7 protein-coding genes are annotated in these 13,394 nt (G+C 33.0%); all 7 read left to right on the top strand.

Annotated elements, in window-relative coordinates; all coding sequences use genetic code 11:
- The first annotated feature begins 11 nt into the window (after nt 1-11).
- The 7 genes from APR43_RS18190 to APR43_RS18160 all read left to right on the top strand — a co-directional run bounded on the left by APR43_RS18190 (nt 12) and on the right by APR43_RS18160 (nt 13,279).
- On the top strand, nt 12-5,801 hold the full coding sequence (locus tag APR43_RS18190) for a vWA domain-containing protein (RefSeq protein ID WP_053471146.1): 5,790 nt from the start codon (nt 12-14) through the stop codon (nt 5,799-5,801).
- Nucleotides 5,802-5,889: 88 nt separating this feature from the next.
- Nucleotides 5,890-7,035, top strand: coding sequence for a hypothetical protein (locus tag APR43_RS18185; protein ID WP_053471147.1), 1,146 nt, complete (start codon nt 5,890-5,892; stop codon nt 7,033-7,035).
- A 24-nt stretch (nt 7,036-7,059) separates the two neighbouring features.
- Nucleotides 7,060-7,428: a tail fiber assembly protein gene (locus tag APR43_RS18180; protein ID WP_053471148.1), complete on the top strand. Its 369-nt coding sequence runs from the start codon at nt 7,060-7,062 to the stop codon at nt 7,426-7,428.
- A gap of 78 nt (nt 7,429-7,506) precedes the next feature.
- Nucleotides 7,507-8,373 (top strand): DUF5977 domain-containing protein, encoded by an 867-nt coding sequence (locus APR43_RS18175; RefSeq protein WP_053471149.1) that lies wholly within the window; start codon nt 7,507-7,509, stop codon nt 8,371-8,373.
- A 5-nt stretch (nt 8,374-8,378) separates the two neighbouring features.
- The gene (locus APR43_RS18170; protein ID WP_053471150.1) at nt 8,379-9,533 is read left to right on the top strand and encodes a DUF5977 domain-containing protein; all 1,155 of its coding nucleotides are present in this window, start codon (nt 8,379-8,381) and stop codon (nt 9,531-9,533) included.
- Nucleotides 9,534-9,708: 175 nt separating this feature from the next.
- Nucleotides 9,709-11,424, top strand: coding sequence for a hypothetical protein (locus APR43_RS18165; protein WP_053471151.1), 1,716 nt, complete (start codon nt 9,709-9,711; stop codon nt 11,422-11,424).
- Between the two features lie 127 nt (nt 11,425-11,551).
- A complete protein-coding gene (locus tag APR43_RS18160) occupies nt 11,552-13,279 on the top strand; it encodes a hypothetical protein (protein WP_053471152.1) in 1,728 nt (575 codons plus the stop codon).
- Nucleotides 13,280-13,394: the final 115 nt, after the last annotated feature.

The raw sequence follows: 13,394 nt of genomic DNA, 5'->3' as shown, positions 1-13,394 counted from the left end.
ACAAGAAAAAAATGAGTTCTATAAATCTTCAGGAAAGCCAACTCTCTGGCTGCGAAAAATATATAGCAATCGTTGTTGACGAATCGGGTTCGATTAGCTCCAATGAAGCACAGCAAATTAGAGGCGGGCTGACTTCATTTATCAATTCTCACTCCCAAAGCAACATCACCCTTTCATTAATCGGAATGTCTAACAGCGATACAGCTGTTAGACCCGATAATGTTATCCAGAAAAAAATTGCAGATAACAAACAGGATTTTTTAGACTGGATTAGTTTATTTGGTCAAGGCAGAGTTACTATTCAGTCTGATTATTGGGCTTCTGGTTTAAATGAAGTCAGGAATCTGGCTATTACTCCTGATATTGTTTTTGTTGTAACAGATGGTGTTCAGGTAAACAATTCTCAATTCTTAAAAGATATATTCACAGAGTTAAACTTAAAATCGCAGGTTTTTGTTTATGGTGTTACAAGTGAAATTGGCAGCGAAAATGAGTTAACAACTCCGTTAAATACGTTTTTGGGAAGAACACCAAAATTAAAATCAGATAAACTTACTGCTTTAGATTCAGATTATCTTAGGGTTATTGATTTCAGCACTTTAGAGTCAGAATTAAATCAACTTATTACTGATTTAAATAATGCTCAAACGGGCTGTATTTCGAATGTAAGTATTATTGAAAATAAAATTACTTATCCTGTTTTAAAGAAAGGAAAAAAAGTAAAGGAAGCAGCCGGAAGTTTAACTCTTAGAAACAAAAGCCGTGTTCCGCTTACATTAAGTGCAGGAACAAGAATTCATCAAAAAAGCAGTTTAAATGGTTTGATTTTCAGGCTTCAAAATGCTGTTACAATTCCCGGATCGGCTCAGGTTGATGCTGCGATTCTAATTGAAGGAAAACCATTAACTCTTGGAAATTCTTCGGCTCCAATTTTTCTGGACAACGTTAAAAACAATGCCGGATTCAGCATTAACTTTAATGTTGGTAAAGGATCTGCTGTAATTAATATTGATCCGTCAAAAACAAATCTGCAGTCTACTTATTTGCAAATTGCAGCTGCCGGATCGAGAGGAGTTGACAGTACAAAAGGAATTCACCTTCGCTGGATGCTTACTGGAAAATTAGGAGAAAAACATCTTCCTAAAGGAGATTTATACACTGACGAGGCATCTAATTTTAATAAACCTGATGACTTCGTAAAAGTTTACAGAGCTCCTTACATCAAGAAAACTCATGTTTTAGATTTAAGTGAAAAACCAAATGTTGTTGATAATCAAAAAGCATTATGGATTTACAGACCTCTCAATTCAACGAGATCAATTTATGTCACTTTTCATAATATAACAAAGTATAAATCGGTTAAACTTGCTATAGATCCGCTGGTTAATCCTGCTGATTTTATTCAGGCTTATGGAAATAATTTGATCGAAATTGAAAATAAATCTGAATTATTTTTTGCTGCTGAACTAAACTTTTCATCTGTAAACACTTCGAGCAAAGTAAGGTTAGAAACGCTATCTGTTGCCGAAAATAATTTTATTTCCGAAAAAAGAGTTTCAAATCGTAAAACGTATTCTTCATCTCAAATAGACAATATTCGTTTGGTTTCTGAAAACGGAAAAAGTATTCGATTGAAAGCTGATAAATGTCTTTTACATTCAATCCATTTTGAATTTTACTCAGATTTTATCACGCAGGCAAATACAACTGGAGACTGGACTTTAAAAGGAAAATATGGACTAAGCGATGATGATACTAAAGTTTTTGAACAATTAGAACCAAAGCTGAATGCAGTTCACGGAAAATGGTTAAAGTATAATGAAGACGACTATGTAAATATTGCTAATTATAAGGATAAATGGAATAGGTTGACAATTCCAACTGATGAAAGTGATAAAAACATTAAACAAATTCTTAATCAATATCTTGAATTAAGTAAAAAAGCTGATAATCCAACTGCATCTGAAATAATCAATTTTGGAGATCTTGATGCAGGAAGAACTTTAACAGAAGAAGAAAAGTTAGATGAAGATAAATTCACGAGGATATCTTATCTGGAACTCTTAAACATTGCAGCAAATGATTATCATATTGCACGTATGTTAGGCTTGGGATGTATTGACATGGATGACGAAGTTTTATCCGGAGAATTTGTTTATTTAACAGAATATACCACTTTGGGTGATTTGGATGGCGCTGGAGCAAAAGAAAGACAGCATCTTTCTATGAGTATTCCAACATCTTTAAATACAGAACGTCAGTCTCTTCCTGTGCAGTTAAATAAAATTGTTCCGGGATTAAATATGGATTCTGATGAAAGTCAGACTGCAAACATTACAGATCCGGAAGGGTACAGTTTTGATGGAAAGAAAAGATACGTAAGTTTATTTATGGATGATGTCATGGATTATGACGTTAGTAAAGATGATAAAGATTTCTTTAAATCTCCAGAAGAATATGATGGAAGTACTTTTACATTTCCTGTTTACGTAGGAGTTGATTATAAAGTTGAAGAGTTGGATGACAATTGGGTAAAACCGGAATTATCACATGATGTAGAATACAAAAATGTCAATAAAAATCTTGAAGAATCGAATTATGAGTCTGTACCAATTATTATTCCTGAATCTGGAAAATCGATTATAAATATCCGTCAGAAAGAAGTAGGCGAAAAAAATTATATCTACCAGGGATATGGTATTAATATTTTCTCCAGAGCAACAACAGGAAGACAAATAAGTATTAAATCAGATATTAAACCGGCAAACAATTTAATGCCGCCAAGTAATATCAACTCACTTTTAATTACAGACGAAAGTCCTTTAATGTTTACTTCAGCTTCTGAACAAGAACGTCTTGGCAAGATTACAGGAACTGATAAAACATTAGTTAGAATCTTGTTTGATTATTACTCAGCTCAGGAATTGACAAATTATACACTTCCTGCAGATATGTCTGCTGAAGCAGCAAAAGATGACAAAAACAGCATTTATCCTGATACGGAAGAAATATTTGCAGATCATTTTAAACTGTATTACAAAGATGGACTTCCAGAAGTTGAATATGGTGCTATTGATGACATTATTGATAATGGCACAGATAATTTGACTTCGATTATTAAAATTAAAGAATATAAAGTCTTAAGCAGTGGTCAGGAAATAAAAATCTCATTAACAGAAGACAACAAAGAAAAGTATGACGGAGGAATCCTGACTATTGGAGATCAAAATTATGTTGTTAAAAATATTGAAGTTATTACCAAAACAGTAGGTACTGATGTGCTCTTTGATTACGCACTAATTGAAGTCTTGAAAAAAGAAGTTAGTGACAGCGTTCACGCAGATGGAGATGCTACGATAGATTCTGATCAGATTAAGCCAATAATTACGCCTGAAAACAGATTGTGTACTCTTGTACAGAATATGCAGTCATCTTTTAACTGGCATAAACCGGGAATTGATTTTAAAGTTGAATACCCAGCTTATCTTAAGGAGATTCATCGTGAAGTTATTCAGCCAAAAAGCGAAAACACAAAAGATTTACAACTGGAAAAAACAAGAGGAATCTTTAAACCTGCAGTAATTGAAAGGGTTTTGGAAAAAACTTATGAAATGAATGCAGATGGAACATATAAATTAGATGTAAACGAAGATCCTATTCCTCTAGCTGTAGGTGAAGACTTAATAGAAAAACACCTAGGATTATACAAAATAACTTTCCCAGGTTTTCATTTACCTCAACATCCTCAATTCAAAAACGGAAACGAAAATTCTGTAGAATGGTCTAATGGTATTGTTCGTTTGTTTAGAAAAAGTGCTGTGAAAGCTGGAAGTACAATTCACGTAGAATCACGAAAAGAATTTAAAGTTGTTCGAACAGAAAATATTGGTGAAACAGGAGACTTAGTTTTATATATTAATGATACCGATTTCAAATTAGGAGATTATGTGAATCAGATAATGGATGATAAATATAATGAAATCATTATCGGACAGCAAGAGGTAAACTACTATCCTAGTTATAAAGTTTACCTGTACGCTGATGCTGCATCTGGAATTAATGAACAAAATATTCAGCCAAGAGCAAATGAAAGTACACACTACTCTATTTTCGGAATTAGCACCCGTGCTATGCGACCAAATTTGAAATACAAATCAAAGATTAGTATTCCTAGTCCGATGTATGCTGTTAAAATTGAAAAACCAGAAAAACCAGAAGAGGTAAAATGCGAGAGTTATTATGCTACAAGACCAGATTTTTACAATCGTTCGACTTTCACTTTTACAACAAGATATAAAAAAGACCGCAAACCTTATGGAGCATTGCATTACAGAGCCAATGAAGAAAGCTTCTTAAATGTTCTGTATGAAAGAGAAACTATAAAAACGATTCATGAAGAACTACAAAAACTTGGTGGAAACGATGAAGTTAATTTTAGAGACAGATGGAAAAACTTTTTAAACTTTAATGAACTTGAAACAGATGGTCACTATAAAACCTTTCCGCAAAATAGTCCTGAAGGCTTTGCTTTCCCATTACCGGATAATGAAGAATTAATAAAACTAATTAATGATTTTATTAATTGGCATAATGCTTCACTACCTAAAACAGTTCTTGATAAAGACAAAGACAAAAACATTACTTCGATAGTATCTCTTAAGAAGGCTTTAATTACTCAAGGAGTTGAAAATCCTGTTTTGGCTGTCCATTTTATTGAAGAAGCGATTCAATCTGCTTTTGTTCCTTTAACAGAAGTACCTATTATTTATGAACACATTAAAGGGAAAACGTATACTCCAACTAACAAAAAGCAAACTATTAAAGATAAAAATGGTCATGCCTTAAAACCAACTGACACGGATTTTGATATTGCACCAATGATGAAAATCGTAAACGAAACTGAAAATATAACACAGTTTACAGATTTTAATCTTGATGGAAATTCGCAGAGTATTTATTTCTACGCTGTTCGTGAAATGGACATTAAAATGAATTTCAGCCAATTTAGTGATCTTTTAGGGCCTGTAAAATTGGTTTCTTCAACTCCGCCTAAAATGCCGGAAATCAAGAGAATTATGCCAGTTCTTGAAAATCAGGTTTTAGGAATTAAGCCGGCTATTCAGTTTGAATTAAATGCTTATCTCCCTACATCCAACATTAAGAAAATTAATATTTATCGTGCTTTTTCAATGCAGGATGCGCAATCGATAAGAACAATGACTTCCGTTAAAGAAGTTTTAATTAACGAAGATACACTATCAAATGAATTTGATAATGTCTGGACGGTTTATGATGAATTTGAAGATCTGGAATCTGTTCCGTTTGGAGATGGTCTTTTTTACCGAATTACGGTTTCAAGAGAAATCGAATATGAAGATCCTAGTTCGACTGACTTAAACCGAATTGTTAATATTGATTATGCTCCTTCGCAGCCATCAAAAATTACGGCTACTATAATTGCAGATAATGTTTCGCCAGAATCTCCAGTATTAGAAGCTTCGGGAATCGAAACCGGAGCAAACGGAGAAATCTTTAAACCAGTAATTTTTAGCTGGGAAAAAACAGTTCATAATGGTAAATATCATTTGTATAAAATGAATAATCAAGGCAACTGGGAAAAAATTCACGAGAAAGCATCTAATGAAATTATTGTGAATTTACCTCTGCAGGAAACTAAACTGGGAACAGATCAATTAGTAATTAAAAATGAAGATGGTGAAAGAATTTACCATCACTTCAAAGTAATTTCTGAAAACTCATCAGGTATGTTCAGCAGCGAAGAAAAAATTCTAACTCTTTAAACCAAGAAATACCAATGACTAACCTCATTGGTATTTAAATCAGGTTTTATTCAACAAACATTTAAAGCAAGAAATAAAATTAAATAACATGGCAACAAGCAGAAATGACTTTCACAGCAAATTCAATAATGGAGATATTCCATCACATGCTGATTTCGTCGAAATTTTTGACAATTTCGTTCACAAACAAGATGACAAAGCCGATTTTCAAATGGTTGAAACTGGTACATCTAACGAACATTATATTACTCCCGCACTTTTAAGATCAGTTTTTCAAAATTCAGGAATTATTTCCGGTAACTGTTACTTCCCTTTAAAAGAATATCGAGATGATTATACCGGCTCATTAATTGAATTAGAATATCCGCCTATTGAAAACAGTGTTAAAGTATTCAAAAACGGGCAATTATTAGGGGAAGATGAAGATTATGTATTAGACTATGATCATGCAAAAATTAGTTTCCCTGAGGGAATTATCGACAGAAATATTGAAATCAATTATTGGTATCAGAATATGAATCCAATTTTGGAAGATTCTGATTCAATGTATGGAAAATCTTCTATTCCGTTTAAAGAAAATTTTAATGCCGATGATTTTAGCAGTGATACTATTGTGCTGCAAAACAAACCTCTAAAATACAGTGTAAAAATTTACAAAAATGGGCAGTTACTTAGAGAAGATAAAGACTATTCAATAGTTGACGGCACTAATGTCATTACGTTTTCTGAAGTTATAAGCAACCGTAATATTGAAGTAGATTATTGGTTTGCAAGTTCAATATCATTGAATGATCAGCAATTAAAATCAAAATATGTTGATTTAAAAACAAATCAAACTATTGATGGAAATAAAACTTTCAACGGAGATACGCAAAGTAAAAGTTTCATTAAAACTGGCGGTGCTTCTAACGAATATCTTATGGCAGATGGCTCGGTTTCTACCTCTACAGCTTCTGATTATGATGCAGGACATTCTGGTTTTGATATGTTAACAACAAGCGGTTATCAAAAACTTAGTAACGGGTTAATATTACAATGGGCTTATTTAACATCGGGCAGTGTAAGCTACAGTTTTCCTCTTGCCTGGCCAGTGGGAGCTTTTAGTGTGGTCTTATCTACTATTAGAGATTCTTCTGGGAATAAAGGTTTTAATCATGTCGCTAATCTTTCAAAAACATCATATCAGGCGATTATTGACGGTAACTATGGTTACATGTTTGCAATTGGACGCTAATCTAAAATTTAAAATAAAAAAATTATGTATAAAGGAACATACAACAAAGATGGAGAATACACAGGCTTTTATGTTGAAGGGATTCATGAAAATATTCCACAGCCAAATATTGAATTAACTACAGAAGAATGGCAGCAAGCGTTATCTAAAAATTACAAGGTAATTGATGGAAAACATACCTTTTCTGCTTTCGTACAGAACGAGGATACTATTTTAGAAAATCTAAGAACAACCAGAGATACATTGTTAACTGATAGTGACTGGACTCAACTAGGTGATTCTCCTCTTTCAAAACAGAAAAAAACAGAATGGAAAAATTACAGACAGGCATTAAGGGATTTAACCAATCTCGATGACTTAACATCTATTGTCTGGCCTACACAACCATCATAATAAAAACAATTGTTCAATGACTTTCTAATGGTTTTTAGAAAACAAAAGACAACATTATTATTTATTAAAACATAATGTATGGAAGAAAATACAACATATAAACCTTTTAATTATTTAGATAATTATACTCCTATAGAAGGTGAGGTGGTTTTTTATAATACAGAAAAAACATTAGCGGTTAAAAAGAATGATTGTTCTAAAGAAACAGCTGGAAATCTGGTCACTTTAACTGCAAGTGCCAATAAATTTATATCAACTGAAAGTATAGCCGATGCAAATGAACAAGCTGAATCATGGCTTAGAGCGAATGTACAGGCTTATGCAAACAATGAAGGGATTTGCAGTATTAGAGAAACAGCTTGGCGTGGTGTGAATCCTTCGTGCGTAATTGAACCACCAACAACCTTACAGCCTTTCGACTACATGGTTATAAGATACAAATGGGCTTTAGGTGCAGGGAAAGATCTTGACACTTTTACCGGATTTGTTAACACAGGAACTCCTTGGGATAATAAATATATGGGATATGGTCATGGCCAAGGAACTGAGTTACCAAACTACAGCAATATCTCCCAATCTTATATTATGTATGCTGGAGACAATCAAGAAAACAACGGCGTTGAGGCCTGCTTAATTAATTTCGACAAATTGTCATCTGATAATATTTCTTTAAAATCGATTCCGGTTAGAATGGCTGCTGCTTGGTTTGGTCAATTTGGGAGTGGAAATATAGATATTGAGATAACGACTTTTTCAGGAGGAACTATGGAAAAACTAGGATTTGATTTTATTAACATAGACGGCTCTCAAATACAACAGTTGAATTTTTCGAAAAAGATTCCTTATCCACCTAAGTGGGTAAACGATGTAAATGAAGTTACAAACATTGGATATATAACATATAATGTAGACTCTTCAACAGCAAAAGTCGTAATAACTTATTAAATAACATGGCAAATACAGGATATAAATCTTTTACTTTATTAGAAAGATACTATAAAGACGATGGTTCTTCTACGGGAGATACAAAACCAAATGTGGTAACAGATCCGGATTATATTGCACCAATTTTTGACACAACAAGCTGTCCTCAAGATGCACGATATTATAATACAGAACAAACTAAAACTATAACAAAAAATGATTGCTCAGAAGGTGAAGCCGGATCAGAAGTAACACTTACCGCTTATGTAAATCAGTTCGTATCTGATATTAGTATTACTGACGCAAATAATCAAGCCATTGCCTGGCTGGAAGAAAATGCACAAGTTTATGCCAATAATTTAGGGACGTGTATACTTAATATCCCGGTTATTTCCAGCACTATTTCAAGTGATGGAATGACTATAAATTTATCATGGATTGTTCCACATGATGATGTAAGAATTACAGGATATCAATTATATAGAACTCTTGATTTAAATGGTGATTGGTTACCATACAGATCTATAAATATTCCAGATCTAAAATCATTTTCAGATACCTCATTAGCAGCCAATACTACTTATTATTATAAGGTTGCAACAAGAAGCGCAGCTGGTTTATCAACCCCAAGTAATATAACTTCTCAAACTACAGGCGATAATTCTACAGGAGGACCAGGTGGCGGCGGCGGAAGCTGTTTCGTTGAAGGCACATTGATTACGCTTCCAGATGGTTCTAAAAAAGCTATTGAGGAATTGCATCTGGAACAACTGCTTCTTTCTGCCGAAATTGAAACATTAATTGATACCAATAATGCTAATGAGTTATATAAATGGTCTTCTGCTTCCTTGTTGGAAAGAAGAATAACATCGCCAATTACTAAATTAACGCAGAAAGATGCATATAAAACAATAATTGTAAACGACGGATTGTTAGAGGCTACTCCAACTCACTTACAGCTTATTCAACGCGATAGTTTGTGGAGATTTATCTCTCTTGGAGATATTCAGGTTGGAGATAATTTGTACTCTATTAATAGTGAAATTATTCCGGTTACATCAGTTAGAATTAATTTAGAGAAAAGAAAAATTTTCCCTTTAACATTAAATCCATTTCATACCTATTTCGCAAATGGAATTTTAACTCATAATTATAAAGAGGGAGAAAATCCAAATCCATAAATTAAAATTGGATTTCTACAGTCTAAAAATAATTTACTTTTTTAAATCTCTGTGATTTAAATCAAATTTTGGCAAAGGAAATATCAAACAAATCCAGCTTTAATCAATTTGGGTTCAAATTTTTTAAGCTGGATTCTAAAAGACATACTAAAAATTAATTCAATCAATCATAAAAGTGGATACAAATTATAACAGAATAAAAGTAGCTGATTTAGAAAAAAATGAACGTGACAAAATCTTAACAACAAATTCTAGTGGTGAGTTAGAGTTTAGCGATGTTAATAATATCAAAACTGATAGTTACAATGCGCTAGATTATACAAAAGAAGGCAAAGCACTAGATGCGAGACAAGGTAAAGTTTTAAAAGATTTAATTGATAACATTAAAGACACTCTTAAAACTTATTTTGACACACTGTATTTAGGAATTTCCAATGATCAAAATGTATCAGGAATTAAAACATTTCTTACTGGTAAACTAGGTTTAAGAAATGTTGCAAATACTTTTACTTCATTTTTTACGAATACTGTTACAGCATCAAGAACCTGGACTCTTCCAGATAAAAATGGTATTATAGCTATGACTTCTGATTTACCTAGAAACATTGTAGGTACTGGAGCTCAAAATTACTTATCAAAATACAATAATACAGAGGGGACACAACTTGGTAATAGTAGATTTATTGATACAGGTACTTATGCTGGAATTGATACAGTTACTACTCCAACAAAAACTCTTTCGTTAGGTTATCAAGGAAATAGAGAAATTGGAATCGAAGACTCTGATTCATCAACAGTTGGAAAAGATTTAACAATTACAGCAGGTAGGACGATTAATTATCAACTAACAGCTAGTTTTGTTAATCTTAACCAAGCACCAAAAAATAACAGAAAAGGTCAAGCTGCACCAAATGGCGATGTTTATTTAGGCGCTGGTAATTCAGTTTATAGACAAGTTGGAGGTGTTGGAGATTTTATAGTTCATAGAGACATGGGAGTAATTGTATATTCTATAGCTATAAATTCAACAAATGATATATTCATTGCAACTGCTAACGGTCTATATAAACAAACTAATGCAACTGGTACACCTGTGTTAGAAGCAGGTGTCACTAATAGAACATATTATTCTATGTCATTTCATTCAGCTGGCCATTTATACGCGATCTGTGCCTACTCAGATCAAGGAGGGAATAGAAATGATTATATATATAAAAGACTAAATAATACAGGTAATTTTATAGCAGAATCAGTTGCATCTGGTGCTCATGTAGATATTGCTTGCGCTCCAAATGGAGATGTATATGTTGCAAAGTGGGCAGTTGGATTATTAAAGCAAACAGGTGGTACTGGAGCTTGGGTGAATATCTATTCAAATACTTCTTTAGGTTCTGTATGCGTATTGACTAACGGGACAATATATACCTTAAACGTATACGGTGGTATTATACCATATTTTGCAGTTTCAATTAATAACGGCATTTCTTTTTCTAATTCAAGTTTCCAAAGTCCTTTAGGTATAACATCTCCATATTCATTTCTAACTGCCAGTGGAAATAATGTCTATATGTATGGTTGGTCTAATTCAACTATATATTTTCAAAATAATGATGCACTTGGTGTAAGTAATCTAAATGGCGGAGTACTAAAATTGAAAAGCGGCACAGGAAAAGGAACTGGGCAAAGTAAAGTTCAAATTATAACAGGACAAAAGTCGTTTTCAGGAACAAATATGCAAACAGAAGCCATCAGACTCGAAATCGATGAAAATGGAAATATAATTGTTGGTACCGATAGAATTTTTTCAAATAATGCAGCTGCTATCGCTGGAGGTTTGCCTCCAAGAGCAATCTATTGGACGACAACGGGAGAAATGCGAATTGTAGTTTAAATAACAATCTAAAATTATTTCATATCATAACTCCTTACAACAAAAAACTTTACAAAATCTCACTTTCCACAAAGTAAAGTGCTTCCAGTATTTTTTACAGAAATTTAACCAATTAAATAAAACAAAAATGAGTACAAAATATAACAGAATAAAAGTAGCCGATTTAGAAAAAAATGAGCGAGATAAAATTTTAACTACTAATGACAATGGCGAATTAGAATTTAAAGATATTGAGAGTGTAAAAACTCAAAACTATAATGCCCTGGACTACAATGTTGAAGGAAAAGCATTAGACGCTAGGCAAGGTAAAGTTTTAAAAGATTTAATAGATAATATTAAAGATACTCTTAAAACTTATTTTGACACACTGTATTTAGGAATTTCCAATGATCAAAATGTATCAGGAATTAAAACATTTCTTGCTGGTAAACTAGGAATAAGAAATGTTGCTAATACTTTTACTTCATTTTTTACAAATGCAAATACAGCATCAAGAACTTATACTTTACCAAACAAAGATGGTATTGTAGCAATGACATCTGACATCTCCCCAAATATTGTAACCACTGGCAGCCAAAATTCTATCCCAAAGTACGGCTTATATGGTGCAACCTTAGGTAATAGTAGAATTGCAGACACAGGTTCAAAAATCGTAGTTGATAATTACAATACCGCAGAATTAGACTTACAATTCAATTCGATTAAAAATTCTAACGTAATAGGATCAGAAACAGCTGCTTCTGGTGTTAATGGAACTGATTTTGTTATAAAAGGAGGCAGTACAAGCAGTTCTCAGACACAATTGATAATTAAAAAAATGGGCGCAGGGTTACCAGCTACGGCGACCTCAATTTTTTCATCTAATTATTCAGATAACGTCTATGCATGTGCAGGAACAGTTATGTATAAATTCGATAAAGGTACGGGCTCGTTTTCAATTTATGCTACTGGCCTTATTACTGGTAATAGTATATGGGGAGGATGTGAATCTCCTACTGGTGATGTTTATTATATTAATCAAGCAAGGAATATTTATAAACAAACGAACGGAACTGGTGCTTTTGTTTTATATGCTTCCTTACCGGCTGGATTTTATGGAACTGGAATTACTATAACGCCTAACAAAGATATTTACGCATGTACATTTTCGGGTAAAATCTATAAACAGACAAATAGTACTGGCTCTTTTATCGACATTGGCGAACCTTCTCGTAATTATATGTCATTGACTTCTGATTTAAATAATAATATCTATATCGCAGAAGGAGGGAATAATTCTATGGGCGGCGGTAACGGATATATGTACAAACAAACCAATAGTACTGGAGTTTTTACTCAAATGGACAGTACTTTTCAATCTTGGAACGGAATTGTTTGGGATAGAATTGCTGGAGATTTGTATTGCTCTTCTGTAACTGCTGTCTATAAATTTACAGGTGGCTCAGGTTCTGCTATAAGTTTGGGCGTTTCTTTTGGATTCGCTTGTGCAACTTTAGCAATTTGTAAAACAATATTGTTTACCGCATGGGTAAATACTGGCGCAGGCTTACAGGATATTTATAGTTTTTACATTAACTCAGCCGGTCTTCCTGATTTAAATGGAGGAATCTTAAAACAAAAAGCAGGCATTGGAAAAGGTGCTGGTCAATCGAGAATTCAATTTATAACAGGTCAAAAAACAGCATCGGGAACAAATCTACAGGCAGAAACATTAAGATGTTATATTGATGAAAATGGCTATTTGGTTTGGTTAAACATGCCAACTTATGCCGATAATTCTACTGCTATTGCCGCAGGTCTTCCTGTAGGATGTGAATACAAAACGGCAACTGGAGATCGTAAAATTGTTTACTAATTAAAAATGTAAACCTTATGTATGACGCAAAACATAAATTTCCCATCATCTTATTAAATCATAATAAGAGACAAATGATGAGATAGTAATATAAATGCAGCATACACTTATAATA

This window comes from Flavobacterium sp. NLM (genome assembly GCF_002210235.1).
Classification (GTDB): Bacteria; Bacteroidota; Bacteroidia; order Flavobacteriales; family Flavobacteriaceae; genus Flavobacterium; species Flavobacterium panici.
The sequence above is the reverse complement of the archived record's forward strand: the minus strand, read 5'-3'. Positions and strand labels throughout refer to the sequence as shown.

Bases quoted from the DNA above. Each gene is read 5' to 3' on its own strand.
- APR43_RS18190 (WP_053471146.1), top strand. From the start codon at position 12: ATGAGTTCTATAAATCTTCAGGAAAGCCAACTCTCTGGCTGCGAAAAA.
- APR43_RS18185 (WP_053471147.1), top strand. From the start codon at position 5,890: ATGGCAACAAGCAGAAATGACTTTCACAGCAAATTCAATAATGGAGAT.
- APR43_RS18180 (WP_053471148.1), top strand. From the start codon at position 7,060: ATGTATAAAGGAACATACAACAAAGATGGAGAATACACAGGCTTTTAT.
- APR43_RS18175 (WP_053471149.1), top strand. From the start codon at position 7,507: ATGGAAGAAAATACAACATATAAACCTTTTAATTATTTAGATAATTAT.
- APR43_RS18170 (WP_053471150.1), top strand. From the start codon at position 8,379: ATGGCAAATACAGGATATAAATCTTTTACTTTATTAGAAAGATACTAT.
- APR43_RS18160 (WP_053471152.1), top strand. From the start codon at position 11,552: ATGAGTACAAAATATAACAGAATAAAAGTAGCCGATTTAGAAAAAAAT.